25 protein-coding genes and 2 pseudogenes are annotated in these 25925 nt (G+C 64.9%); 14 read left to right on the top strand and 13 right to left on the bottom strand.

Going from position 1 to position 25925, the window contains the following annotated elements:
• Positions 1-73: 73 nt before the first annotated feature.
• Both ACVJ19_RS11075 and ACVJ19_RS11070 read right to left on the bottom strand, forming a co-directional pair.
• Complete coding sequence (locus ACVJ19_RS11075; protein ID WP_456739379.1) at positions 74-1420, bottom strand: DUF2235 domain-containing protein; 1347 nt, start codon at positions 1418-1420, stop codon at positions 74-76.
• 246 nt (positions 1421-1666) lie between these two features.
• On the bottom strand, positions 1667-1801 hold the full coding sequence (locus ACVJ19_RS11070) for a hypothetical protein (protein ID WP_260387632.1): 135 nt from the start codon (positions 1799-1801) through the stop codon (positions 1667-1669).
• 323 nt (positions 1802-2124) lie between these two features.
• Between ACVJ19_RS11070 and ACVJ19_RS11065 the strand changes: the two genes are divergently transcribed.
• The 5 genes from ACVJ19_RS11065 to ACVJ19_RS11045 all read left to right on the top strand — a co-directional run bounded on the left by ACVJ19_RS11065 (position 2125) and on the right by ACVJ19_RS11045 (position 5124).
• A complete protein-coding gene (locus ACVJ19_RS11065; protein ID WP_453949120.1) occupies positions 2125-2421 on the top strand; it encodes a hypothetical protein in 297 nt (98 codons plus the stop codon).
• 245 nt (positions 2422-2666) lie between these two features.
• A complete protein-coding gene (locus ACVJ19_RS11060; RefSeq protein ID WP_453949121.1) occupies positions 2667-2945 on the top strand; it encodes a DUF1488 domain-containing protein in 279 nt (92 codons plus the stop codon).
• Between the two features lie 130 nt (positions 2946-3075).
• The gene (locus tag ACVJ19_RS11055) at positions 3076-3507 is read left to right on the top strand and encodes a hypothetical protein (RefSeq protein ID WP_453949122.1); all 432 of its coding nucleotides are present in this window, start codon (positions 3076-3078) and stop codon (positions 3505-3507) included.
• Between the two features lie 59 nt (positions 3508-3566).
• Positions 3567-4696, top strand: a protein-coding gene (locus ACVJ19_RS11050; RefSeq protein ID WP_109866565.1) for an IS3-like element ISRj2 family transposase whose coding sequence is annotated in 2 segments (ribosomal slippage) — positions 3567-3819 and positions 3819-4696 — 1131 coding nt in all. Because the reading frame shifts where the segments join, the coding sequence is not laid out codon by codon here.
• A 149-nt stretch (positions 4697-4845) separates the two neighbouring features.
• Complete coding sequence (locus ACVJ19_RS11045; RefSeq protein WP_453949123.1) at positions 4846-5124, top strand: hypothetical protein; 279 nt, start codon at positions 4846-4848, stop codon at positions 5122-5124.
• A gap of 265 nt (positions 5125-5389) precedes the next feature.
• Here ACVJ19_RS11045 and ftsZ read toward each other — a convergent pair whose 3' ends face one another.
• From ftsZ to ACVJ19_RS11030, 3 genes are all read right to left on the bottom strand, one after another.
• Positions 5390-6649, bottom strand: coding sequence for a cell division protein FtsZ (gene ftsZ, locus ACVJ19_RS11040; protein WP_453949124.1), 1260 nt, complete (start codon positions 6647-6649; stop codon positions 5390-5392).
• A 52-nt stretch (positions 6650-6701) separates the two neighbouring features.
• A complete protein-coding gene (locus tag ACVJ19_RS11035) occupies positions 6702-7112 on the bottom strand; it encodes a hypothetical protein (RefSeq protein WP_453949125.1) in 411 nt (136 codons plus the stop codon).
• A gap of 620 nt (positions 7113-7732) precedes the next feature.
• Positions 7733-8074, bottom strand: coding sequence for a hypothetical protein (locus ACVJ19_RS11030; RefSeq protein WP_453949126.1), 342 nt, complete (start codon positions 8072-8074; stop codon positions 7733-7735).
• A 336-nt stretch (positions 8075-8410) separates the two neighbouring features.
• Here ACVJ19_RS11030 and ACVJ19_RS11025 point away from each other — a divergent pair, with 336 nt between their 5' ends.
• The 3 genes and pseudogenes from ACVJ19_RS11025 to ACVJ19_RS11015 all read left to right on the top strand — a co-directional run bounded on the left by ACVJ19_RS11025 (position 8411) and on the right by ACVJ19_RS11015 (position 9481).
• Positions 8411-8671 carry a hypothetical protein gene (locus ACVJ19_RS11025; RefSeq protein ID WP_453949127.1) on the top strand — a complete coding sequence of 87 codons (261 nt, stop codon included), beginning with the start codon at positions 8411-8413 and terminating at the stop codon, positions 8669-8671.
• Positions 8671-8965 (top strand): annotated as a pseudogene (locus ACVJ19_RS11020) (hypothetical protein). The gene ACVJ19_RS11025 and the pseudogene ACVJ19_RS11020 overlap by 1 nt, the downstream one beginning before the upstream one ends.
• A gap of 237 nt (positions 8966-9202) precedes the next feature.
• The gene (locus ACVJ19_RS11015; RefSeq protein ID WP_453949128.1) at positions 9203-9481 is read left to right on the top strand and encodes a DUF1488 domain-containing protein; all 279 of its coding nucleotides are present in this window, start codon (positions 9203-9205) and stop codon (positions 9479-9481) included.
• A 194-nt stretch (positions 9482-9675) separates the two neighbouring features.
• On the opposite strand, the gene ACVJ19_RS11010 is transcribed toward ACVJ19_RS11015, so the two are convergent.
• Entirely contained in the window at positions 9676-10044 is a 369-nt protein-coding gene (locus tag ACVJ19_RS11010; RefSeq protein WP_453949129.1) for a hypothetical protein, read from the bottom strand.
• Positions 10045-10288: 244 nt separating this feature from the next.
• Positions 10289-10597: a 50S ribosomal protein L28 gene (rpmB, locus tag ACVJ19_RS11005; RefSeq protein ID WP_212347519.1), complete on the bottom strand. Its 309-nt coding sequence runs from the start codon at positions 10595-10597 to the stop codon at positions 10289-10291.
• 510 nt (positions 10598-11107) lie between these two features.
• Here rpmB and ACVJ19_RS11000 point away from each other — a divergent pair.
• The 6 genes and pseudogenes from ACVJ19_RS11000 (at position 11108) to ltrA (ending at position 19902) form a co-directional block, all read left to right on the top strand.
• Complete coding sequence (locus ACVJ19_RS11000; protein WP_453955112.1) at positions 11108-11962, top strand: DUF3108 domain-containing protein; 855 nt, start codon at positions 11108-11110, stop codon at positions 11960-11962.
• A gap of 832 nt (positions 11963-12794) precedes the next feature.
• The gene (locus tag ACVJ19_RS10995) at positions 12795-16169 is read left to right on the top strand and encodes a helicase-related protein (protein WP_453949130.1); all 3375 of its coding nucleotides are present in this window, start codon (positions 12795-12797) and stop codon (positions 16167-16169) included.
• A gap of 10 nt (positions 16170-16179) precedes the next feature.
• Positions 16180-16449, top strand: a pseudogene (locus ACVJ19_RS10990) (RNA-binding S4 domain-containing protein); the annotation flags it as partial.
• Between the two features lie 132 nt (positions 16450-16581).
• Positions 16582-16920 carry a ferredoxin FdxA gene (fdxA, locus tag ACVJ19_RS10985; RefSeq protein WP_018643465.1) on the top strand — a complete coding sequence of 113 codons (339 nt, stop codon included), beginning with the start codon at positions 16582-16584 and terminating at the stop codon, positions 16918-16920.
• A gap of 345 nt (positions 16921-17265) precedes the next feature.
• Entirely contained in the window at positions 17266-18048 is a 783-nt protein-coding gene (locus tag ACVJ19_RS10980) for a CarD family transcriptional regulator (protein ID WP_453949131.1), read from the top strand.
• Between the two features lie 477 nt (positions 18049-18525).
• Positions 18526-19902: a group II intron reverse transcriptase/maturase gene (gene ltrA, locus ACVJ19_RS10975; RefSeq protein ID WP_028144467.1), complete on the top strand. Its 1377-nt coding sequence runs from the start codon at positions 18526-18528 to the stop codon at positions 19900-19902.
• Between the two features lie 275 nt (positions 19903-20177).
• On the opposite strand, the gene ACVJ19_RS10970 is transcribed toward ltrA, so the two are convergent.
• From ACVJ19_RS10970 to cyoB, 6 genes are read right to left on the bottom strand one after another with little or no spacing between them, the layout of a single operon-like run.
• On the bottom strand, positions 20178-20711 hold the full coding sequence (locus ACVJ19_RS10970; RefSeq protein WP_453949132.1) for a response regulator transcription factor: 534 nt from the start codon (positions 20709-20711) through the stop codon (positions 20178-20180).
• Entirely contained in the window at positions 20701-22101 is a 1401-nt protein-coding gene (locus ACVJ19_RS10965) for an ATP-binding protein (protein ID WP_453949133.1), read from the bottom strand. The genes ACVJ19_RS10970 and ACVJ19_RS10965 overlap by 11 nt, the downstream gene beginning before the upstream one ends.
• On the bottom strand, positions 22073-22921 hold the full coding sequence (locus ACVJ19_RS10960) for an SURF1 family protein (RefSeq protein ID WP_453949134.1): 849 nt from the start codon (positions 22919-22921) through the stop codon (positions 22073-22075). Before ACVJ19_RS10960 ends, ACVJ19_RS10965 begins: the two co-directional genes overlap by 29 nt.
• The gene (gene cyoD, locus ACVJ19_RS10955; protein ID WP_453949135.1) at positions 22918-23298 is read right to left on the bottom strand and encodes a cytochrome o ubiquinol oxidase subunit IV; all 381 of its coding nucleotides are present in this window, start codon (positions 23296-23298) and stop codon (positions 22918-22920) included. Before cyoD ends, ACVJ19_RS10960 begins: the two co-directional genes overlap by 4 nt.
• The gene (gene cyoC, locus ACVJ19_RS10950) at positions 23295-23924 is read right to left on the bottom strand and encodes a cytochrome o ubiquinol oxidase subunit III (RefSeq protein ID WP_453949136.1); all 630 of its coding nucleotides are present in this window, start codon (positions 23922-23924) and stop codon (positions 23295-23297) included. Before cyoC ends, cyoD begins: the two co-directional genes overlap by 4 nt.
• Entirely contained in the window at positions 23925-25922 is a 1998-nt protein-coding gene (cyoB, locus tag ACVJ19_RS10945; protein ID WP_453949137.1) for a cytochrome o ubiquinol oxidase subunit I, read from the bottom strand.
• Positions 25923-25925 lie beyond the last annotated feature (3 nt).

Here is a 25925-nt window from a genome sequence, read left to right as displayed (position 1 = left end):
TCGCCAGGACGACGACTGAAAGTGTTGCGCGAGCCTCCCACCACAACCGTGATTGCGAGCCCACCGCCCCACCTCACCCCGTCACCCCCTCATCCACCCCAGCTCCCGCCGCCACATCCACCCCCGGCGGCACCGGCATCGGCACGGTCACGTAAGCCTTCGGCATGTTCACCGGCCGGTAGTCCGGCTCCACCGCCATCCGCTTCAGCACGCTCTCATGCACATGCGCGCCTTCGGGGATGACGCGCGGCTCGCAGTCGGGGATGTAGAAGCCGAAATAGACCTTCCTGTCAGGCCATTCCTTGTACTTCGCGCTCTTCGGCAAGTATTCCAGCAGCCGCCAGGCGGCATTCATCGAATTGTGCAGTTCGCCCGTCTTCCCCGTATAGGCCGGCTCCACGTATCTAAACGGCGAGTTCTTGCGCTGGACGCCCCAGGCGAGCTGGTTCACGGTGCGCGGGTTGAAGTTCAGCCCGGCCTTCCCGGCCTCCTCGATCATCCAGATCAGCGGATATTTGGACTCGCCGCTCTCCGCCTCCGCATAGCCGCCGCCGACGTCGCAATGCACGCCGGCGAACCACACCTGCAGAATGTCCTGCGGCACCTTCTTCTCGTCGGGCACGTAGCGGTTGCTCCAATAGTCCTGCGGCTCCCGGTACTGTTTCAGGCGGAACATGCAGCGCCGCTCGTCGATCGCGATCGCCTGCCGGAAGATCTTGACGCTTGGATTGCGCAGCGTGAAGGCAAGCTCCTCCAGGCTGAACAGAAAGAAGAAATTGTCGCGCCGCGGCACGATCACGCTCGCCACCGTGTCCCAGACGCCGATGAAGTGGATGGTCGGCCAGCGCGTCGAGGTGATGCGCGCGAACTGGGCGGCGAGGTCGAACACGTCCTTCGGCAGCGGCCCGCTCTCGTCGGTCGCGATGTCCTTGAGGTCCTCGACGTCGTTGCCGCGCCCGGTGCCGGAATATTGCTTGTAGGCGACGAGGCCGCTTCCGGCGAGGTTCGCCTGCTCCGGCGAGATCAGGCCGATCTTGTGGATCAGCCCCGCCAGCACGCGAACCGTGTAAGCACCGCGCGAAAAACCGAACAGATAGATCTTGTCGCCCGGCGCATAATGCTCGATCAGGAAGCAATAGGCACTGAGCACGTTGTCATCGAGCCCGTAGCCGGTGGCGAGCCCCAGCACCAGGTTGATGTTGGCCTTCCAGCGGTGCCACGTCGTCGGCTCCGTCACCGTGCCGACCCCGGGATCGTAGAACACCAGCTGCCGCGGCTGCGTCTTGTCCGTCTTGCGCAGGCAACGATAGAGCTTCAGGACGTTGGAGATGTTCTCCGAGATCTCGTTGCCGGTCCCGTCACAGCAGATGACGAGGTTTTTCGGCTCTAGCTTGCGGTCGGTGTCGCGCGCGTGCTCCACGGGATGTGCCTCCGGGTGATGCTACCGGGGCGAGTATAGCGGAAAAGCGCGACGGAGAAGAGACGATGGTGGTTGCCGGGACGACGGTGCGCTCCCTCGCCCCGCTCTTCGCGGGGAGAGGGTTGGGGTGAGGGGCCGCCTCCACAAAAACGGTGGCAGAGTGACTCGCGGAGAGTCCCCCTCACCCGGAATTTGCTGCGCAAATCCCGGCCTCTCCCCGCACACGGGGAGAGGCGAAAGAAACCGCTACTTCTTCTTCGCCGGCCCGAAATCCGGCTGCCAGGCCGCCTCCTTGCGGCTTGGTGCCGCGGCGATCACCTTGGCTTTGTCCTTCTTCGGTTTCTTGGCTTCGCGATTGCTGCGTTGCTGTCCCTTGGCCATGACGTCCGTCTCCTGTGGAGGTTCGAATTCGTCCAGTTGCGCGGCGGGCGCGCAAATGACCTTCAGTCACCGGTCGATGTCGTTGAACGCGCGGTGGTGCGACAGCGTACGCCTGCGCCACGCCGATAGCGAGCCATAAAGCCGACGCGCGCGCGGATGCCGCGGCAGAAAGCGTTGGCTATTGCCGATCAATGAGCGCATGCTTTGCGCCAGCGGGCGTCGGTTTGGGCCACACTTCGCGAAAGGCAGGCCTGCATGACCATCTGCTCAAGGCGTGAAACCATCACCGCGGATGCGCAGGCGTCCGACGCGAGCGCCCGCCAATGACTGACAAGCCCGTCGACCTCGACAAGCACCGCGGCATGGCCGCCCAGAAGGCGACCGACCTGCGCCGCGTGCTGGCCGAGGTCGAAAGCCACGTCCGGGAGCTGCGCGAGCGCGAGGCCGATCTCGAGAACCGCCTGATGACGGTGCCCGCCGCCTCCTGGTCCGAAGCCGCGGTGAAGGCGCGCTATCTGCTCAACCTCTATGCCGCCAGCCTCCCCGTCGAGGACACCCGCCACCGCGCGCTGGTGTCGGCGCTGTTCGACGATTTCGCAAGGCTTGGCGGGGAGGGCTGAAGGCCGGCAGCAAGCCGCTTGCGGCAACGATGGTGAGCGCATGGAAAACAGCCGTCGTCCTGGCGAAAGCCAGGACCCATAACCACGAAAGTGAGTTGTTACGGAGACATGCGCCACAGCGCGCTTCGACAACATTGACCGGGGTAATGGGTCCTGGCTCCCGTGCGCAATTGCGCACCAGGCCAGGACGACGTGTGGGGGTGTGTTCGCGCGCCTCAAGCGGCCATCGCACCAAGGAGCCCGTCATGTCACTCACCAGCGGCCGCTACATCGGCCTCGAATACGACCGGATGATCGTTCTGTTCTCCATGCAGGACGGGTCGCGGGAGATTGGTTGCGCGATCTCGACCTCGGCGATGGACGACCTCGAACGCGGCCCGAAGGTCGCTCCCGAGCATCGCGAAGCCCAGTTCACCCGCCTGCGCGACCGCATCGAAGCCTGCGCCGCCAGCAAATACCGCGCCTGCGAGTTCGAAGGCACCCCGCCCGGCATCGTGCTGCGGAGCATCGATTTTCGAGGGTAGGGGAGGGCCTTACCGCGACCGTCTCATCGCCAAAGCGCGTAGCCGGCACCCAGCCCCATAGGCAGCGTCTGTTGACATTAACCGTCTGTTAACCATGCGGTTGCCTAATGTTGACGATGGGGGGATCACCATGTCGGCCCATGTGACGCGACCGAGGTTGATGCCAGTTTCGGCCGATCCGGCCATCCGGTCGGTGGCGAGGCTGGCGGTTCGCGCCAGGGCCGTCCTACAGGGCAACGCGCCTGTCCTACGGAGCAAAGCCATGTTCGGAAAGGACGACTTAGTGGACAATCTCAGCCGCGATCTCGATCGCGCGCGCGGAAGACGAGATGCGCTCGCATCCGAAGCCACGACCCTGGCGGCCCAGATCGCCGAAATTGAAGCCCGTCTTTCGGAGGAAAAGAAAAGGCGGGAGCGTGAGCGCGTCTTGAGCGAGGTCGAAGCGATCAAGACGCGAATCAAGCAAGCCGCCGGCGCGTTTGCGCCTGTCGTCGATGGTCTCTCGAGGGCGGTCGAGCAGGCTGCGGCGGTTGAGAGCTGGCCCCGCAAATTCGGACAGTAGCTTGAGTGGATTTTCTGCCTGACAGCGGCGAGGATTCTTGCTGCGAATCAGGAGCGAAGATGACGAAGAAGAGCCGCCGGACGCATTCTCCGGCATTCAAGGCGAAGGTTGCTTTGGCTGCGGTCAAAGGAGACAAGACACTGGCGGAGCTGGCGCAACTGTTTGATGTTCATCCGAACCAGATCACGATCTGGAAAAACCAGCTCCTGGAAGGCGCCGCCGGCGTGTTTGGGCATGACAAGACATCGGCCGAGACGCCGGTCGATTTGAAGGCGTTGCATGCCAAGATCGGCGAGCTGGCGTTGGAAAACGATTTTTTGTCCGGCGCGCTCACCAAGGCGGGCCTGCTGAGCGCAAAGCGATGATCGACCGCGGTCATGATCTTTCTATCGTGCGCCAGGCGAAGGTCCTGAAGCTGGCTCGCAGCACGGTCTACTATGAACCTCGGCCAGTTTCGGCCGAGGACCTTGCCTTGATGCGTCGGCTCGATGAGCTGCATCTCGATTATCCCTTCGCGGGAGCGCGTATGCTGCGATCGTTGCTGCGGCGGGAGGGGGTATACGCCGGTCGCCGCCACATCGCGACGCTGATGAAGCGCATGGGGATCGAGGCGGTCTATCGTCGCCCGAACACGAGCAAGCCGGCTCCGGGTCACAAGATCTACCCGTACCTGTTGCGCGGATTGAAGATCGAGCGGCCCGACCATGCGTGGGCAATGGACATCACCTACATTCCGATGCGGCGTGGCTTCGTCTATCTCGCGGCGGTCGTCGATGTGTTCAGCCGACGGGTCCTGGCCCATCGCGTCTCGATCACAATGGAGGCGGCCTTCTGCGTCGAAGCGGTCCAGGAGGCGTTGGCGAAGCACGGCAGGCCCGCGATTTTCAACACGGACCAGGGCAGCCAGTTCACCAGCCTCGAGTTCACCGATGTGCTGCTGGACGCGAAGATCGCCATCAGCATGGATGGCAAGGGCGCCTGGCGCGACAACGTGTTTGTCGAGCGGCTCTGGCGCACGGTCAAATACGAAGAAGTTTATCTCCGCGCCTACGACAGCGTGTCCGAGGCGCGAGCGTCAATTGCCAAGTATCTGGCCTTCTACAATCAGGGACGCCCTCACTCGAGCCTTGACGGGCGCACGCCCGACGAGGCTTACTTCGGCACGCAAGCTATGGTGATGGCCGCATGACCGTCGCCGACGATTTTGTCGTCGCTCTGGTCGGGCTACGCCCTCCCGACGCAACGACAAAATCGTAAAGCCCCGCGTTCAGCATAACCCGGCAGGAATCCACTTAAATCCAGCGGGGCGCTGTCCAAACAACCGGGGCCAGCTCTGTTGTGCCCGAGGCGCGCGAGCTCAATAGTTTCCTGGTGTCGGTGGCGACCGAGATCGACAGCGTGCTCGATCCCCTGCTCCGCGAACTGGATCAGCGCGCGGATGCGGTGCGAACCGGACAGGCAGCGCTGGACCTGCCGAGTTCGGCCATTGAAGCGCCGCCCGTCGAGCTGCCAAAGGACACCAACGAGCGCCTGCTTCGTTTTCCGGCGTGGCTGTCCCGCGACAGGGAGACGGACAAGAAGGACACCGCCGAGAGCCCGCGCAGCACGGCGGCTTGAAGCATCGGCGCAGATGGCTTCTTGGTGACGGCCAGAGCAAGCGCCTCGTCCTTCGAGACGACCGCTTCCAGCGGTCTCCTCAGGATGAGGCTAAGCAGCATTGGCTCCGTTGAAATTGCCGCCGCGCACTCCGCCCTCATCCTGAGGGCCCGCCATCGGCGGGCGTCTCGAAGGATGGGCTGCGGGCGATCTATCCGCCTCGCTTCTTCATATGCGATAGCCCTGCCCGCAAGCGGGAGAGGGAGCGCACCTGCTTCGCCACCGTTCAGTTGGCGGCGCGGCGCAGGAAGGCCGGGATATCGAGAGCGGCCTCGTCGGGCAGATTGCGCGCGGGGGCGCGGCCGTAAGGATCGAGCGGCTGAAGCGCCGCCTGCGGCGCATAGTCCAGACCCGGCCTTGCCGGTGGCCCCACGGGGTGGTGCGGCTGCGGGCGGAGCGGCGGGCTTCCCGCTTGCGGAAGGGGGGCACTGCGCTCGATGCGATCGGCGATGCGACGGCCGTCGTTGCGCAGCCTGCCGGCGAGCTGCGTGAGGGCGGTTTCCACCGGCAGCGCCTGCTGCGCCGGATCGAGATTATCGATCCCGGTCGCCACCACCGAGACGCGGACGATGCCTTCGAGGCTTTCGTCAAACGACGCGCCGACGATGATGTTGGCGTCCGGGTCGGCCTCGTCGCGAATGCGCGTCGCGGCTTCGTCGACCTCGTACAGCATCAGATCCTTGCCGCCGGTGATGGAGATGATGAGGCCGCTGGCACGCTTGATCGAAGGATTCTCGATCAGCGGATTGGAGATCGCGGCCACGGCGGCGGCGAGCACGCGCTTCTCGCCGGAAGCCTCGCCCCGTCCCATCATGGCCTTGCCCTTCTCCTTCATGACGGAGAGGACGTCGGCAAAATCGAGATTGATCAGGCCTTCCTTGACGATGAGGTCGCTGATGCAGGCCACGCCCGAATAAAGCACCTGGTCGGCAAGGGCGAAGGCATCGGCGAACGTGGTCTTCTCGCTGGCCACCCGGAACAGGTTCTGGTTCGGGATGATCAAGAGGGTGTCGACCGTCTTCAGCAGCTCCTCGATGCCGGCTTCGGCAAAGCGCATGCGGCGCTGGCCCTCGAAGTAGAACGGCTTGGTGACCACGCCGATGGTGAGAATGCCGAGCTCGCGCGCGATCCTGGCGACGATAGGTGCGGCCCCGGTGCCGGTGCCGCCGCCCATGCCGGCCGTCACGAACACCATGTGCGCGCCGGTCAGGTGATCGCGGATCGTGTCGATGACCTCCTCGGCCGCGGCGCGTCCCAGTTCGGGCTGCGAGCCGGCGCCGAGGCCTGCGGTGACCGTTGTGCCGAGCTGGATGAGGCGCGTCGCCTTCGACATCGCCAGCGCCTGCGCGTCGGTGTTGGCGACGACGAACTCGACCCCCTGCAGCCCGGCCGTGATCATGTTGTTGACGGCATTGCCGCCAGCGCCGCCGACGCCAAAGACGACGATGCGGGCCTTCATTTCATGGATATCGGTATTGCCTGCCATTTTTCCCTCGCGATTGGTCCGGCAAGCCGGGGATCAAAGAAAGTCTCGACTGCTACCTGCGAGCCGCGCGATCAGCTTGCACGATCGCAGCGGCCAGATGTCCCAATCGACGCGCGGCGTATCCCGCGATCGCCCCGCCAGGGCGGCGATCGTTCCGCAGCGCCGTCACTTCGTCTTCCAGTCGTGCCGCCCACGCATTGGCGGCCGTCGTCTCGGCGGCCGCCTGCGTCAGCTCGACGGCGAGGCGATCGGCACGCTCGCGCTCGCGCTCGAACACGGCCCTGTAGGCGGTTGCGACGTCTTCGAGCCGCGCGATCTCCGCCTTGAAGGCCGCGATCTCTAGAGCGTTTTCGAGCGAAGTGGATACCGGTTCGCGTGAAGAAAACGCGTCAGAACAGGAATCTGGAGCCCCGTTCCGACTCCGTCGGAACGGAAATGGCTCCAACGCCTCGATCCTTGCCATGGAGGCATCGACGGGGTCTGCCCGGCGGCCCTTCCGTGGGCGGGGCGTGTACCGGAGCGCGGAGAGATCAACGCTCACCAGGGCTTTGCCGTCGTCCGAGCGCGAGCGCGGCAGGCGGCGGCGTCTCGCCAGCGACCGCGCGGCCTCGCGCGAGATATCGAGGCGGACACTGAGATCGGCATACGTCAACAACTCAACGCACATCGGCGCTTCTCCTGGAGCGAACCGGGAAGGCATTTCGAGCTAATGGTGGCTGGACGATTACCGCAGGCTAGGGTGCGTTGGTTAATGGATGGTTAACGCGCGCGCGGTGCTGTTTACGGGTGGTGTTGCCGTGCCGGCCTTGGGATCGGAGTGCCGACCCCGGGATCGCAGGGCAGGAGGGCAGGCAATCGCATATGGGAGCCATTTCCCTGTGGCCATCCTTCGAGACGCCCGCCGTAGGCGGGCCCTCAGGATGAGGACCGAGTGCGCGGCGGTAGTTTCAACGAGCTCCGATGCCGCTTAGCCTCATCCTGAGGAGACCGCGAAGCGGTCGTCTCGAAGGACGAGGCGCGCGCTCAGGTCGCGCAAAATGCCATAGCCCTACCGAACGCGGGGAGAGGCGAAAGAAGAAGCCCCTACTTCTTCTTCGCCGGCCCGAAATCCGGCTGCCAGGCGGCGTCCTTGCGGCTCGGCGCGGCGGCGATCACCTTGGCCTTGTCCTTTTTCGGTTTCTTGGCTTCGCGGTTGCCGCGTTGCTGTCCCTTGGCCATGTCGCTCTCCTGTGGTTCGAGTTCGCCGAGTTCGTCCGCTTGCAGCACGCGCCCGCGCGGCGTGCAGACCTTCACGTCGATGGCGCCGTCGCGCAGAAATTTTCGCGCCAGCCGCAGCGCGAGGCTGGCGCTGCCGCGGCCGAGATTGGCGCAGCCATATTCGTTGGTGGCGCTGACGAGATAGGGCACGCGAATGGCCCTAGCCATGGAAGATGGCCGCCGCGCACACCAGCAGCAGAAGGAACAGCGGAACGATCACCGGCGGCACGACCCATTCGGAAAGGCGAAAATTCGACATGCTCGCTCCTTGCTGAAACTTGCGGCGGGAGCGCACGTGACCCTCAGTCACCGGTCGAAGCCGTTGCGAGATGTGCGGTGATGCGATGGAGCCTACGCCTGCATGGCGACAATAGCGAGGGCTAAAACGCCGCGTGCGCATCACCGCGCGGCACCGACAATAACGCTGGCTATTGCCGCGCAACGCGCGCATGGTCGCTCTCGCCAGCGTCCGATGGGGCTCCTCTTTTCGAAAGGCAGGTGCGCATGACCATCCGCTCGCGGCGCGAATCCGTCACATTCAGGCATCCGTTCCACATCCGCGGCATCGCGCGCGAATTGCCGGCGGGCGCCTATGAGGTCGTCACCGACGAGGAGATGATCGAGGGCCTGTCGTTCGCGGCCTGGCGCCGCGTCGCCACCATGATCACGGTGCCCGCCGAGGGCGGGCGCGGCGGCACCACGGAGATGCATTCGATCGGCTCGGTCGACCTCGCGGACGCTCAACGCATCGATGCGAGTCGCTGATGACCGACATTCCGGTCGATCTCGACAAGCATCGCGGCATGGCCGCGCAGAAGGCGACCGACCTGCGCCGCGCTGGCCGAGGTCGAGAGCAATGTCAGGCAGCTGCGCGTGCGCGAGGCCGATCTCGAACACCGCCTGATGACGGTGCCCGCGGCCTCCTGGCCCGAGGCCGCGGTGAAGGCGCGCTACCTGCTCAACCTCTATGCCGCGAGCCTGCCCACCGAGGACACCCGCCACCGCGCGCTGGTGGCCGCGCTGTTCGACGATTTCGCGAGGCTGAGCGGGGAGAGCTGAAGGCGGTTCCGGTCGCTTGCGGCAACGACGGCTTGCGCGTGGAAAACAAGTGTCGTCCTGGCGAAAGCCAGGACCCATAGCCACCGAACTGAGTTGTTGCGGATAATCGTGCCACAGCTGGCTTCGACAACAGTTGACCGGGGTAATGGGTCCTGGCTTTCGCCAGGACGACATTGAGGTGAATTGCGCGCCTCACGCGATCATCGCGTTGCCAGGCAACCGCGAAAGGACTCCCCCATGACCCTCACGAGCGGCCGCTACATCGGCCTCGAATACGATCGGATGATCGTGCTGTTCTCCATGCAGGACGGCTCGCGGGAGGTCGGTTGCGCGATCTCGACCTCGGCGATGGACGATCTCGAACGCGGCCCGAAGGTCGCCCCCGAGCAGCGCGAAGCCCAGTTCACCCGCCTGCGCGACCGCATCGAAGCCTGCGCCGCCAGCAAATACCGCGCCTGCGAGTTCGAAGGCACCCCGCCGGGCATCGTGCTGCGGGGCATTGATTTTCGGGGGTAGGGGAGGTGGGCGTGTGGTCGTCGGCTCCGTCACCGTGCAGACGCCGGGATAGGGAGCACCCTGACGTCAGCGGTGGAGCGGCGGCACAGCCCGCTTTGGCGGTGCAAAAATACGGCAAGATACGACCAAAGGTTGCACGAATCGCAACTTTGGGTAAAAGTACGATTTATTTTTTGACAAGCGTACAGGCGTATCTAAAAGGCGGTCGATTGATTCTCAACTTTGCCACGGAAGAGGTGAGGGACATTTGCGAGAAGCGAAGCGTAGCCGCCATAAACCGTTTTGCCGTCCTCGCTCTCTGATTTGTAGGCAGGGACGAAGGGAAGAATAAAGTCTAGCTTGTTGTCCTTGGACAAGTACCAAAGCAACTCGCCAAGCGCGCTGAACGGCTTGCCTCGAGTTTCGGTACGACTCAATCGTGCGCGCGGCTTCATGATCTCGACTGTCACTCCACGCAGCTCGGTGTTGCTCCCTCGCGTTGCGCCGTCGACTTTCGGCGCCGCGAGTAGCCGCGGATATAGTTGGAGAAGAGCATCATCGAGAGTGTCGACGGTAATTTCCATATCGGATCGAAAAATTGGTTGCTGCAAATCGGCTTTGAAGGCCGCCGTTCCGTCACGGGGCGCGACTCAAAATAGGAGGCAACTAAAGGATGCTTAACGAATAAGTCGCACGCAAGTGCACTTTCGTCGATGCGCCGGGCCCCAGCAACAAAAACGGCCGGATCTTTCGATCCGGCCGTCACGCAAAACTCTACTGGCTAAGCTTACGCCACGCGACTTAGCCCCGCCCTAACGGTAAATTGTCTTAGCTGGCCTTCTTGACCGGCGCGGTGGTGCCGACCTTCTTCTGGATGGCGCGCTTCAGCTCGAGGGCGCGCGGCGACAGGGCGTCGGCGTTGGCCTTGAGCAGGAAGGCATCGAGGCCGCCATTGTGGTCGACGCTCTTCACCGCGTTGGTGGAGACGCGCAGGCGCACGTTGCGCTCCAGGGCTTCCGAGATGAACGTCACGTTGACGAGGTTCGGCAGGAAGCGGCGCTTGGTCTTGATGTTGGAGTGGCTGACCTTGTGGCCGACGAGGGGGCCCTTGGCCGTCAGTTCGCAGCGGCGAGACATGTCACAAATCCTTAAGTTCGAGCCCCCAACGTTTTGCGGCCGCCATCCGGGGCGCCACGGGGGCAAATTCTCTGTCCTTGCAGGGAGCGGGCGGACGTATAGGGGGGAAGGGGCGGGACGTCAAGGTTTTGGGCGGGGTTTCGTGTCCCGCGCCAGCGGCGGTGCGCTCCCTCCCCCGCTCGCGGGGGAGGGGTGGGGAGAGGGTGCTTCCGCGGCGGGACAATAGCGAGTGCCCCCCAGAGGAGAAAACCCTCACCCGCGCCTGCGGCGCGACCTCTCCCGCAAGCGGGAGAGGTTATCCCGCCCCGGGGCGCAAGGTGCGCCCCCGCGACGCACCCCGATCACTAAAACGGCAATGATTGAAACGCCTTACCATCACATAAAGGGCGCATTCGCACCCGAGATATCCGGTGGAGTTCCCGGTGTTTTGCACTTGGGGCGGATTGTTTGCCGCGATTTTTGGCTTAACTAACAGGCCTGACGGCCCCACTGGATGGCTTCGTGAAGACCCTGACCCCTTACCTGCCCCGGCCGCGTGCGGCCGGCCGGCTGGCTTTCGCGGCCCTGTGCGGGCTCGTCCTGGCGTGGGGGGCCGAGCCTGTGGCCGCGCAGGGCAAGCTCGAGGCGCAATATGAGGCGACGCTGGCGGGCATTCCCGTCGGCAAGGGCGCCTGGAACATCGACATCCAGGACGACGTGTTCGCGGCCGCGGCCTCCGGCGGCACCACCGGGCTTTTGAAGTCGTTCGCGGGCGGGTCCGGCACCGGCGCCTCGCAGGGCCGCGTCGTCAACGGCGCGCTGGTTGCGACCGGCTACCAGGCCTCCACCACCACCTCGAAGAAGACCGAAGAGATCCACATCACCCTCGACAAGGGCAATGTGAAGGAGTTCGGCATCGTGCCGGAGCCGCCGGTCGACCCTGACCGCATCGTCGTCACCGACGCGCATCGCCGCGGCGTCTGGGACCCGATGACTGCTTCGCTCTTGCGCGTGCCCGGCACCGGCGACCCCGTGACGCCCGAGGCCTGCCACAACGCCGCCCCCGTGTTCGACGGCCGCATGCGCTACGACTTAAAACTCGATTTCAAGCGCATGGAGACGGTGAAGGCGGAGAAGGGGTATCGCGGCCCGGTCGTGGTCTGCGCGCTCTATTTCGTCCCCGTCGCCGGCTACATCCCCGACCGCCCCGTGATCAAATACCTCGCCGCCCAGCGCAACATCGAGATCGCGTTCGCGCCGGTCGCCGGCACGCGCATCCTGGTTCCGTTCTGGCTGAAAGTGCCGACGCCGCTCGGCCCGGCGATGCTGGAAGCCACCAGCTTCATCACCTCCCCCCAGCCGCCAAGGGTGGCGAAGACGCAGTAGGCCCTGTTTCCGCGGCCCGTCTCTTCGACCGTCACCCTGAGGTGGCCGCTTCGTCAGCGGCCCTCGAAGGGCGACAGCCCGGCTGTTCCCGCGAGGACAAACCTGCATGCCGCCGCATCCGGGCCGTCCATCCTTCGAGGCTCCCGGCGCGATGCTGCGCACCGCGCCACTCGCACCTCAGGATGACGGGGCTATGGATTTCAGCGAGCTATCTCAAAAGCTTACCTGCTGCCGCCCCACCAATCCCCGCTCACCCGTTTCTACTGTGCATGGGGTTGTTTTCGCAGTTTTTGTTTTGGCGCCCTCTGGTCCGGGAATCCATTTGACTCCTCCTCGATTCTGATTCGACTCGACGCCGTCCCCAATTTTAAGGAACCCGCCCTCGAAACGCCGCTTGTGCGGCAGGGCAAAACTCCATCTAGTGCGCGCCTAAGACGAGTCCCGCGACATGTGGCGTGAACGGAACGGGACTCAACGGGGAGTCAGCGATTCGGCCGCGATTCGTTCTAGAGTCGTTCCGAAGCTTAAAAAGAACGGAAAAAGCGTCGCAAAGTGAAACAGTTGCGCGAGGTTTGGGGAGGGTGGTCCTGTTGCTCCCGTCACCCTGAGGAGGCCGCTTCTTCAGCGGCCCTCGAAGGGCGACGGGCCGCACTGGTGCCACGAGAGCGGGTTAGGCAGGCACCCGGGCCGTGCATCCTTCGAGGCTCACCCAGCGGCGCAAATGGCGCCGCAGGGCTCGCACCTCAGGATGACGGGACTGAGTACCGTTGCGCCTCACCCCCCCAAACAGCACTGACATTCGCCCAAATCGGCACTACCTAATCCCCCAGACATGGCCTTCTCTCCCTCCCCCTTCGCCTCCGAGCGCGCACCCGGCGCGGGCGTCACCGCGGTGCTCGGGCCGACCAATACGGGCAAGACCCATCTCGCCATCGAGCGGATGCTGGCGCATCCCTCGGGCGTGATCGGGCTGCCGCTGCGCCTGCTCGCGCGCGAGGTCTACAACAAGATCGCCGACCGCGCGGGCGTGGAGAGCGTCGCGCTGGTGACGGGCGAAGAGAAGATCAAGCCGAAGAACCCGCGCTATTGGGTCTCCACCGTCGAGGCGATGCCGCGCGACCTCGATGTCTCCTTCCTCGCCGTCGACGAGGTCCAGATCGCCTCCGACCTCGAGCGCGGCCATGTCTTCACCGATCGCATCCTCAACCGCCGCGGCCGCGACGAGACGCTGCTGCTGGGCGCTGCCACCATGCGCCCGATCATCGAGCGCCTGTTGCCCGGCGTATCCATGATCACGCGCCCGCGGCTGTCCACCCTCGAATTCGCCGGCGACCGCAAGATCACGCGCCAGCCGCGCCGCACCGCCATCGTCGCGTTCTCGGCCGACGAGGTCTACGCCATCGCCGAGCTGATCCGCCGCCAGCATGGCGGCGCCGCTGTGGTTCTCGGCTCGCTGTCGCCGCGCACGCGCAATGCGCAGGTGGCGATGTTCCAGAACGGCGACGTCGATTATCTCGTCGCCACCGACGCGGTCGGCATGGGCCTCAATCTCGACGTCGATCACGTCGCCTTCGCGTCCGACCGCAAGTTCGACGGCTACCAGTTCCGCCGCCTGACGCCGTCCGAATTTGCGCAGATTGCGGGGCGCGCGGGCCGGGCCACGCGCAACGGCACCTTCGGCACCACGGGCCGCTGCGCGCCGTTCGAGCCCGAGCTCGTCAACGCGCTGCAGAACCACACCTTCGACGCCGTGAAGATGCTGCAATGGCGCAACGCGAAGCTGGATTTCTCCTCGCTCGGCGCGCTCCAGGTGTCCTTGAACCTGGCCCCCGGCCATGAGGCGCTGACGCGCGCGCCGATCGCCGAGGACATGCGCGTGCTGGATCATGCCGCCCGCGACGTCGAGGTGCGCGATATCGCACATGGCAAGGCCGCGGTGGAACGGCTCTGGGAGGCCTGCCAGGTCCCCGATTACCGGAAACTGTCGCCGGCCGCCCATGCCGAGCTGGTGACCACGCTGTACGGCTTCCTGATGCGGAAAGGCTGCATCCCCGATTCCTGGTTCGCCGCCCAGGTCGAGCAGGCCGACCGCATCGACGGCGACATCGACACGCTGTCGGCCCGGATCGCACAGATCCGCACCTGGACCTTCGTCGCCAACCGCCCGGACTGGCTGAAAGACCCCGAACGCTGGCAGGGGATCACGCGGGAGGTCGAAAATAAATTATCGGATGCGCTCCATGAACGCTTGACTGAGCGTTTCGTTGATCGTCGGACCAGTGTATTGATGCGCCGCCTGCGGGAGAACACGAGCTTGAATACTGAAATCGGCAAGACCGGCGAAGTCATCGTCGAAGGCCATGTCATCGGCCGCCTCGACGGCTTCACCTTTGCACCGGATGCGGCGGAGGCCGGCTCCGATGCGAAAGCCTTGCAGGCTGCAGCGCAAGCGGTGCTCGCCGGCGAGATCAACACGCGCGCCGAAAAACTGGGCAACGCGCCGGACGACCAGTTCGTGCTGACCTCGGAAGGCATCATCCGCTGGACCGGCGACGCCGTGGCGCGGCTGTCCGCCGCAGAGGACGCGCTGCATCCGCGCATCCGCATCATCTCGGACGAGCGCCTCACCGGCGGCCCCCGCGAGAAGGTGCAGGCGCGGCTCGACCTCTGGGTCAAGACGCATATCGAAAAGCTGCTCGGGCCGATGTTCGAGCTCAGCAAGGCCGAGGACGTCACCGGCATTGCCCGCGGCATCGCCTATCAGCTGGTCGAGGCGCTCGGCGTGCTCGAGCGTCCGAAGATCGCGAACGAGCTGAAGGATCTCGATCAGCCCTCGCGCGCCGTCTTGCGCAAATACGGCGTCCGCTTCGGCGCCTACCACATCTATTTCCCCGGCCTGCTCAAGCCCGCCGCGCGCGCGCTCGCAGCGCTGTTGTGGGCGCTGAAGCAGGACAATGTCGATCTGTCCGCGCTCTCGGGCGCGCAGCATCTGGCATCATCCGGCCGCACCTCGTTCCCGGTCGACAAGGCTCTGCCGCGCGATGCCTATCGCGTGCTCGGCTACAAGCAGGCCGGCGAGCGCGCCGTGCGCGTCGACATCCTGGAGCGTCTTGCCGATCTGATCCGCCCGGCGCTGGCCTGGCGCGAGAACTCGCCCGGCGAAAAGCCCGCCGGCGCGTTCGACGGCCGCAGTTTTGTGGTGACGCAGGCGATGACCTCGCTCACGGGGTCGGCTGGTGAGGACTTTGCCTCCGTGCTGCGCGCGCTCGGCTATCGCATGGAGAAGCGTCCGCCGCTGCCGGTGAAACCGGTGGCGCCTGCTGCTGAGACGGTCGCGGCCGAGACGCCGCCCGCCGAGGGCAGCGCGGAGACGTCAAACGAGACCGCCGCGGAGGCCGTTGCAGGCTTGCCGGAGGAGGCGACTGTGTCCGCCGAAGCGGTCACCGTCGAAGACGCGCCGGGCATGGAACAGCACGACGAGCCCCCCCATGAGGAGCCGGCGCTCGAAGCTTCTCCCGAAGCGCCCGTCACGCCCGAAGACGCTCCCGGTATCGCGCCGCCGGCCGAAGAGACCGCTCCGCCAACGGAGGCTGCCGGCCTTGAAGCCGCGCCCGCTGAAGCGGCCGCCGTTGAAGCTGCCGCATCGCCCGATGCTGCCGCACTGGTCGAAGCCGCTGCCACGCCCGCCGAGCCCGAGCTGGTCGAGGTCTGGCGTCCCGGCGGCCGCCACGAGGATCGCAAGCCGCGCCACGAGCGCCATCGCCACCAGCGTCACCATCATCAGCCGCGCCCGCAGTCCGGTGCCGAAGCCGGCAGCGTGCCCGCGGAGGGCGAGGCCGCGCAAGCCGCCGAGGGGGCGAAGCCGGGTGAGCGCCATCGTCATGGCGGGCATCGCAAGGATTTCCGCAAGGGCCGCGAAGAGGGCGGCGATCGTCGCGAGCAGCGCAGCGACAACAATCGCCGCTTCGAGGGCAAGGATCGTGATCGCGGCAAAGGCAAGCCCGGCGATCGCGACGGCGGCCGCGAGCACCGCGGCGGCCGCGACCGCGACAAGGGCCGCGATCGTCGCGACCGCGAGTCAGGTCCCTCGCTGCGGCCCTACGCCTCGAGCGCGAATCCGCGCGAGCGTGATCGTCCGATCGATCCGAACTCGCCGTTCGCAAAACTCGCGGCGCTGAAAGAGCAGCTGTCCGGTCGGAAGGAGTGATCCCACGACCGAGCGGCAGCGTCTCGACAAATGGCTGTGGCACGCGCGGGTGGTGAAGGCGCGCACCTCGGCCGCTGAGCTCGTCGAGAGCGGCCATGTCCGCATCAACGGCGCGCGCGAAACCTCGCCGGGACATGCGGTCAAGCTCGGCGACGTCCTCACCATCGCGCTCGACCGCACCGTGCGCGTGTTGAAGGTCATCGGCTTCAACGAGCGCCGCGGCGATGCCGCCTCGGCGCGCGTGCTCTATGAGGAGCTGAGTGAAGCGAAACGCAATTAATTGCGCTTCGTATTCATTTCTTGGTCGATCAAACACACAAAGCCGTCATGATCGGGCCTTGCCGACCTTGCGGCGCCGGGCCATCCGCGCTACGCAAGCCGCGACTTCTAAAAGAGCTTTTCGGAGCGTTGGATGACTTACGTCGTCACTGAAAACTGCATCAAGTGCAAGTACACCGACTGCGTCGAGGTCTGCCCGGTCGACTGCTTCTACGAGGGTGACAACATGCTCGTCATCCATCCCGATGAGTGCATCGACTGCGGCGTGTGCGAGCCGGAATGCCCCGCCGACGCCATCAAGCCGGATACGGAACCGGGGCTGGAAAAGTGGCTCCAGGTCAACGCCGATTACGCCAAGAGCTGGCCGAACATCACCCAGAAGAAAGAATCACCCGCCGACGCGAAGGAATTCGACGGCATGGAAGGCAAGTTCGAGAAATATTTTTCTCCGAACCCCGGCTCCGGAGACTAATCCGCGCCCAAACTTAACCCTAATACCTTCGTTGCGGCCGAAAACCAGCCCTCAAGACCCCTAAATCATTGATTTTTGCGGGAAATGTGCTATATTGGGCACATTAAGCTGAACCCCCGTCAGCCCAGTTGGCCCCGCCGGGTTCCCGTGAAACCAAATGTCGAACAGGGGCGTGGCAGTTTCCGCGCGCAGGCTGTGTCACAGAAAACGCGTAAAAAGAGTACTTCAGCGAGGGCTTCCCATAAGGAGGCCAAAAAAGTCGCCGCGGCCAGCCGTAGCGCATCCAAGGGTCGGACCGCGACGAAGGCGCCGGCTGCAAAGTCCTCGAAGAACAAAAGAAGCGCAATGCCTAACAAGACTGCCAAGCCGGCCGCGAAAGCGACCGTTTCCAAGCCTGCGGTTGCCAAGGCTCCCGCTGCCAAGCCCGCGCCGAAGGCCCCCGTTGCTGCTCCTGCCAAGGCTGCCGTTGCCGCCAAGCCGGCCGTGAAGCCCGCTGCTGCGCCGAAGGTCGAGGAAAAGAAGGTCGTGACCCAGCGTCAGGGCTTCAAGGCCAACGAATTCGTCGTCTATCCCGCCCACGGTGTCGGCCAGATCCTGGCCATCGAGGAGCAGGAGATCGCTGGTGCGAAGCTCGAGCTGTTCGTGATCAATTTCATCAAGGACAAGATGACGCTGCGCGTTCCGACCGCCAAGGTCGCCAACGTCGGCATGCGCAAGCTGTCCGAGCCGGCGCTGGTCAAGAAGGCGCTGGAGACCCTCAAGGGCCGCGCCCGCGTCAAGCGCACCATGTGGTCGCGCCGTGCCCAGGAATACGAAGCGAAGATCAATTCGGGCGACATCGTCGCGATCGCGGAAGTCGTGCGCGACCTCTACCGCTCGGAGTCGCAGCCGGAGCAGTCCTACTCCGAACGCCAGCTCTATGAAGCGGCGCTCGATCGTCTGTCCCGCGAGATCGCGGTGGTGCAGCACTCGACCGAGACCGAAGCGGTCAAGGAGATCGAGGCCCAGCTCGCCAAGAGCCCGCGCCGCAACGCCAAGGCGGAAGCCGCCGAGGGCGAGGCGGATGCCGAGGGCGATGCCGACGATACCGATGGCGACGACACCACCGTCGCCGACGAGGCCGCGTAAGCGTCTCGCGTCGATTGCAAGAGATCAAAAGCCCGGCCGGAAGGCTGGGCTTTTTGTTGTGTGCCGAGTATGAGCGACAGCTTGGAGGTGGAAGTCCTCTATCCAGCCTGATGGCGGCGAAGGATTAGCGAAGCGCAAGGGCGTCATCGTGAGGTGGGGTCTGAAGAAAGCGTGGAGCAAAGCCGCGGCCCGATGGACAAACACCGGATAACGAGGCCTACCCGGCCGGACGAGCGAGCAATTGATCGCGAAGTCCAAGGTCATCAAAGGTCGGGGTGGTAAATTCGGCGGGCGTGCGGTGAAGGCGGTCGGTCTTACCTCGGGAGGTCTGCGCTGTGTCTCGGCAACGAGACTGAGACCGTCGCAAGACGGCCTGACCGCAGCGCAGAAGTCAGCCGAGGGCGTAGTAGGCGGCAGCGCGCCGCTGAAGGCCTGAACGGTGGAAGTGGTCAGTAGAGCGGCGATCTCGTGCGAGCCATGCGGCAGAAGAATCAGGTCGAGCTGAACTTGAGCCCCGGAGCGGAGGGTGAAGCCCGAAGCGCCGGCGCCCGAGAGCCTGAAGCGCGTGCGGCGGAAGTCTGTCTCGAACGCCCGGCGGTCGCAGGACCGTCGATGGAAGACGTTGTCGAGAGTGAGAATCTGAAGGCAGCGTTGGCGCAAGTAAAGCGCAACAAGGGCGCGGCGGGCGTCGACGGGATGACCGTCGGCGAGCTGTCAGCCCACCTGAAGGAGCACTGGCCTGCGATCCGAGCCCAGTTGCTTGACGGCACCTACAAGCCACAGCCGGTGCGGCGGGTGGAGATACCGAAGGCGTCGGGCGGCCTGCGGCCGCTCGGCATTCCGACGGTGCTCGACCGCTTGATCCAGCAGGCGGTGATGCAGGTGCTGCAGGCGGATTGGGATAGGACGTTCGCCGAGACGAGCTTCGGCTTTCGGCCGGGGCGCTCGGCACATCGGGCGGTGGAACGGGCGCAGGCGTACATTGCGGCCGGCCACAGCATCGTGGTGGACATCGACCTGGAGAAGTTCTTTGACCGGGTCAACCACGACATCCTGATGGGACTGGTTGCCAAGCGGGTTGCTGACAAGCGCATCCTGAAGCTCATCCGCGCCTTCCTGAATGCGGGTGTGTTGGAAGGAGGGCTGGTCAGTCCGACGGAAGAGGGCACGCCGCAGGGCGGTCCGCTCTCGCCGCTGTTGTCGAACCTGATGCTGGATGTGCTGGACAAGGAACTGGAGAAGCGCGGCCACCGCTTCGTGCGTTACGCCGACGACTGCAACATCTACGTGCGCAGTCAGCGGGCGGGCGAACGGGTGCTGGCTGGCGTCGAGAGGTTCCTCGAAAAGCGCCTCAAGCTCAAGATCAACAAAGCGAAGAGCGCGGTTGCCAAACCGAGTGTTCGCAAGTTCCTGGGCTTCAGCTTCACCGGCGGGCAAGAACCGCGGCGGCGCATCGCGCCGCAGGCACTCGCCCGCTTCAAGGCGAAGGTTCGGGAGCTCACGCGACGCACGCGTGGTCGATGCCTCGTGCAGATCGCCAAAGAACTGTCGACCTACCTGATTGGGTGGCACGGCTACTTCGGCTTCTGTCAAACCCCGTCGGTGTTGCGCGTGCTTGACCAGTGGATCAGGCGACGGTTGCGCGCCGTTGCCTGGAAGCAATGGAAGTATGGACCCGCTCGCTTTGCCGAGTTGCGACGCCGCGGCGTCGGCCGGGATCTGGCGGCGCAAACCGCCGGCAGCCCACGTGGCCCTTGGCGGCTCGCGAACAGCCCCGCGCTCACCATTGCTCTGCCAAACGGCTTCTTTGCCTCACTCGGCTTGGCTTCCGTCGCGGCACGGCGACCCGCATAATCCGCTGAACCGCCGGATACGGACCCGTATGTCCGGTGGTGTGGGAGGGGCGGAGCCGCGAGGCTTCCCCCTATCCCGATTGGGCCGTGGAGTGATGATGCGGTCGTCGGCTCAACAAACGCGGTGTCGTCCCGGCGAAGGCCGGGACCCATACCCCCAGGGAGAAGTTTGACGAAGAATGGTCGTTCGGTACTTCTACCGATCGCAACGATAGATTCCGCGGTATGGGTCCCGGCCTTCGCCGGGACGACGAGAGGAGAGAGACGCGCCTGGTCCTACTTCACCGGCCGCTTCTCGAGCTTCCTTGCCAGCGTGCGCCGGTGCATCCCGAGCCGCCGCGCCGCCTCCGAAATATTGAAATCGGTCTCGATCAGGGTCTGGTGGATGCGTTCCCATTCCAGCGTCTTGATCGAGGTCGGCCGCGTATCGAGCGCGACCTCGGCGTTGCCTTCGGCCTTGTGGAAGGCGGCCTCGATGTCATCGGTGTTGGAGGGCTTTGCCAGATAGTGGCAGGCGCCTAGCTTGATCGCCTCGACGGCGGTGGAGATGCTGGCAAAGCCGGTCAGCACCACGATCAGCATGTCAGGGTCATGCGTGTGCAGCAGCTCGACGCAGGCAAGGCCCGAGGCGCCGCCGAGCTTGAGATCGACCACGGCATGGCCGAAGGAGCGCTCCTCCAGCACCTTGCGCACCTCCTCGATCGAGGCGGCGATCACGACCTCGTAGCCGCGGCGCTCGAACGAGCGCTTCAGCGTGCGCGCAAAGCCGGAATCGTCCTCGACCACGATGAGCGAACGGTCAGGCGTCAAAGCTGCCTCCGATCGCGAGCGTTGCGAGCGGCAGCGTCAGGCGGACGGTGGCGCCGCGTTTCCTGTGGTTCTCGGCGGTCACGCTGCCACCCAGCTTGCGCACCACGTTCACCACCAGGAACAGGCCGAGCCCGCCCCCGGCGCGGCCCTTGCTCGAATGGTAGGGCTTTCCGAGCTGCGCCAGCATCTCCGGCGCAAAGCCCGGTCCGCGGTCGGAGATCGACAGCACGAGATTGTCGCCCTCGCGCTCGGCCACAAGCTCGACCCACTCGCGCGAGACCTCGTAGGCATTGTCGAGCACGTTGAAGATGACCTGCTTCAGCGCGACGTCCGAGACGATCGCGACGTCCTCGCCAAACGTGTTGACGAAATAGAGCGTGCGCGCCGAACGGGCGTTGCGCCATTCGTCGACCAGGGCAGTGACGAAAGCCGTCACCGTCGTCGGCGAGGAACCTTCGCCGCGGGCCTCGCCGGCCGACACCAGGATCCCTGTCACGATCGACTTGCAGCGCTGCAGCGAGGTCTCCATCTCCGCGAGGTCCTCGGCGAGCTCCTGCTTGGCGGCAAGATCCGGCATGCGGCGCCAGTCGCTGAGGATGACCGAGAGTGAGGCGAGCGGCGTGCCGAGCTCGTGGGCCGCGCCGGAGGCCAGGAGGCCCATGCGGACGATGTGGTCCTGCTCGGCCGCATGCTGGCGCAGCGCCGCCAGATGCGCGTCGCGCTCGCGCAAATTCCTGTTGATGCGGGTCACGAACACGACGAGCAATACGGCGTTGAGGATGAAGCCGAGCAGCATGCCTGTGACGGTGAGGCTGTAGGTCTCGCTGATCGGGTTCGGCGGCAGCTCGAGCGGCCGATACGCCAGCGTCAGCCAGACAAAGCACGCACAGGTCAGCGCCACCAGCGACCAGGTCGATCGCCCGTCGAGCAGCACGGCGGCGAGCGTCACCTGGAGCAGGAACAGCGAGGTGAAGGGATTGGTCGCACCGCCGCTGAGGTAAAGCTGTGCGGTCAGCGCGGCGACGTCGAGCATCAAGGCGACCAGCAGCTCGTTGCTGGAGATCGCGGCGCGATGGCGCACCCAGACCAGGCTCGAGACATTGAGCAGCACCAGCGCGCCGATCACCGCGCCCATCCGCTCCAGCGGCAGCGGGATGCCGAGCCAGAAATGCACGCCGCCGATCGTCACGATCTGGCCGACCACCGCGGTCCAGCGCAGCTGGATCAGCAGCGCCATGTTCTTGCGGTTGGTCTCGTCGTCGGTGGGCGCCGCGCCGATCAGCTCGCTGCGCGTGTCCGCCTGCGATTGTAGTGTGACGGCCAGCCCGCCGCCGTGGGCGAGCGTCTGCGTTCTTCCGTCGTCAGGCCTGTTCGACGATCGTTCCAGCATCTGATCCCGTCCTGCGGGCGGAGGCATCAGGGCCGCCGGCCGGTTCGTGGACGAAGCGCCTGCGGCGGAACAGCCCGCCGCCGAATGTGACGAAAAGTTTACCGGCCAGCATGAAAGCCAGGGCAAACCACGTCAGCGCATAGATCAGGTGGTTATTGGGAAAGCGGATCACGGTCAATCCGCCGATGGGCCCGCCGGCGGTTTGTGATCCGGCGTCGGCATCGACGAAAAAGGGTGCGACCTCGTTGAGGTTGCGTGCCGCCGCGATCGCGGCGACGTCCCGCGAGTACCAGCGGTTGTGCTGGGGAACGTTGTTGCGGAGGAAGCCGCCTTTCGGCTCGGTGATGCGCAAGAGGCCGGTGATCTCGACCTGGCCCTCGGGATTGCCGGCCTGACGCGCCGATGCGTCGCGCCGCTCGGACGGCACGAAGCCGCGGTTGACCAGAACAAGCGTGCCGTCGCCGCGCTGAAGCGGCGTCAGCACCCAATAGCCGGGGCCTTCCTCGGTCACGGCCTGAACCAGCGTCTCGCGGTCATGCAGGAAGCGGCCGGTGACGCTGACGTGCCTGTATTCGTCGCTTGCGGCGGTGACTGTGGGCCACGCCGCGGGTGCCGGGATCGGCTCGGCCGGGGCATGGACGCGCTGCTCGACGCGGTCGATCAGCGCCAGCTTCCAGGCGCGTCGCTCGATCTGCCAGACGCCGAGGGCGATCAGAAGTGCAAAGGCCGTGAGTGAGAGGACCGTGAGCCACAGGCGCGGACGTGCAGCCTTGCCGCGCGTCCGGTCTGCCTTGTTCGTCACGGTCCGGGTCTCGTTCACTTCATTCCGCTCATCTGGTGCATCGGCATCATGTTGCTGTTGAGGTGGTTCATCACCCACAGCGAACCGGACAGCGCGATCACCACCATGACGATGGTGAAGATCAGCGCCATCATGGTCCAGCCATTCTCGGACTTGGCGCTCATGTGCAGGAAGTAGACCATGTGCACGACGATCTGCACGATTGCGAAGGCCATGATGACCAGCGCGGTGATCTGCTTGTTCGGCAGCGCGCCGCTCATCACCAGCCAGAACGGGATCGCGGTCAGCACGACCGAGAGCACGAAGCCGAGCATATAGCTCGAGAACGTGCCGTGGGCATGGTCGTCGCCGTGATGATGGTCGTGCGCGTGGGCGGCGTGGGTATCGGTGCTCATCGCAGAACTCCCAGGAGATAGACGAAGGTGAAGACGCCGATCCAGACCACGTCGAGGAAGTGCCAGAACATCGACAGGCACATCAGGCGGCGGCGGTTGGCCTCGATCAGGCCGAACTTCCAGACCTGCACCATCAACGTGACCAGCCAGATCAGGCCGCAGGAGACGTGCAGGCCGTGGGTGCCGACCAGGGTGAAGAAGGCGGACAGGAAGGCGCTGCGCTGGGGCGTCGCACCCTCATGGATCATGTGAGCGAACTCGGTGAGCTCGATGCCGATGAAGGCGAGGCCGAACAGGCCGGTGATCGCCAGCCACATCTGGGTCTGGGCGACCTTGTTCTGCGCCATCGTCAGCATGGCAAAGCCATAGGTGATCGACGACAGCAGCAGCATCGAGGTGTTCACCGCGACCAGGTCGAGGTCGAACAGGTCCTTCGGTGCCGGGCCGGCGGCGTAATTGCCGCCGAGCACGCCGAAGGCGGCGAACAGCATCGCGAAGATGAGACAGTCGCTCATCAGGTAGATCCAGAAGCCCAGCGAGGTGCTGTAGCCTTCCGGATGCGGGTGCTCGTCGGCGAGATAGAAAACCGGCTCGCCGGTTTGCGAGGGATTGACAGCGACAGTCATTTACTTGGCTCCGGCGAGCAGTTTGGTGCGCGCGTCCTCGGTCCGGATGACATCTTCAGCCGGAATGTCGAAGTCGCGGTGATAGTTGAAGGTGTGTCCGATCCCGACGACGAGCATCGCGATGAAGCTCGCAGCGGCCAGCCACCAGATGTACCAGATCAGGCCGAATCCCATCGCGGTGGCGAGGCCGGCGAGAATGACGCCGGTGCCGGTGCTGCTGGGCATGTGGATCGGCTTGAACCCGGTGAGCGGACGCTGGTAGCCGCGCCTCTTCATGTCCCACCACGCGTCATTGTCGTGAACGACGGGGGTGAAGGCGAAGTTGTAGTCCGGCGGGGGCGAGGAGGTCGCCCATTCCAGCGTGCGCGCATCCCAGGGATCGCCGGTGACGTCCTTGAGCTGCTCGCGTTTGAGGAGGCTGACCGCGAACTGCATCAGCATGCTGAGGATGCCGAGGAAGACCAGGAAGGCACCGATCGCGGCGATGACGAACCAGATCTGCAAGCTGGGATCGTCGAACACGCGCAGGCGGCGGGTCACGCCCATCAGGCCGAGCACGTAGAGCGGCATGAAGGCGAGGTAGAAGCCGACGACCCAAAACCAGAACGACAGCTTGCCCCAGAACACATCGAGCTTGAAGCCGAACGCCTTCGGGAACCAGTAGTTGATGCCGGCGAACGCGCCGAACACCACGCCGCCGATGATCACGTTGTGGAAGTGCGCGATCAGGAACAGGCTGTTGTGCAGCACGAAGTCGGCCGGCGGCACCGCGAGCAGCACGCCGGTCATGCCGCCGAGCACGAAGGTCAGCATGAAGGCGACCGTCCACATCATCGGCAGCTCGTAGCGGATGCGGCCGCGATACATCGTGAACAGCCAGTTGAACATCTTCGCGCCCGTCGGGATCGAGATGATCATCGTGGTGATGCCGAAGAACGAGTTGACGCTGGCGCCCGAACCCATCGTGAAGAAGTGGTGCAGCCACACCAGGTACGACAGGATGGTGATGACGACGGTGGCGTAGACCATCGAGGTGTAGCCGAACAGTCGCTTGCCGGAGAAGGTCGAGGTGACTTCCGAGAAGATGCCGAACGCGGGGAGAACCAGGATGTAGACCTCGGGATGGCCCCAGATCCAGATCAGGTTCACGTACATCATCGGGCTGCCGCCGAAATCGTTCGTGAAGAAGTTGGTGCCGACGTAGCGGTCGAGCGAGAGCAGCGCGAGCACGACGGTCAGAACCGGGAAGGAGGCGACGATCAGGATGTTGGTGCAGAGCGAGGTCCAGGTGAACACCGGCATCTTCATCATGGTCATGCCGGGGCAGCGCAGCTTGACGATGGTGCAGATCAGGTTGATGCCGGATAGTGTCGTTCCGACGCCTGCGACCTGTAGCGCCCAGATGTAATAGTCGACGCCGACATCGGGACTGTAGCCGATGTTCGACAGCGGCGGATAAGCCAGCCAGCCGGTGCGGGCGAATTCGCCGATGAACAGCGAGGCCATCACCAGCACGGCGCCGCCGACCGTCATCCAGAAGCTGAAATTGTTCAGGAACGGGAACGACACGTCGCGCGCGCCGATCTGCAGCGGCACGACGTAGTTCATCAGGCCGGTGACCAGCGGCATCGCCACGAAGAAGATCATGATCACGCCGTGGGCGGTGAAGACCTGGTCGTAGTGATGGGCGTTGAGATAGCCTTCGGAGCCGCCAAAGGCGAGCATCTGCTGGCCGCGCATCATCAGCGCGTCGGCAAAGCCGCGCAGCAGCATCACGATGCCGAGGATCATGTACATGATGCCGATGCGCTTGTGGTCCACCGTGGTGAACCATTCGCGCCAGAGGTAGCCCCAGAGACGGAAATAGGTGAGGCCGGCGAGCAGCGTGGCGCCGCCGAGCGCGACCACCACGAAGGTGCCGACGACGATCGGCTCGTGCAGTGGCAGCGACTCGAGGCCGAGCCGGCCGAAGATGAGCTTGAGAAGATCAGGAGACATGCG

Source organism: Bradyrhizobium sp. USDA 376 (genome assembly GCF_054063675.1).
This window is presented reverse-complemented; position numbering and strand designations above follow the sequence as displayed.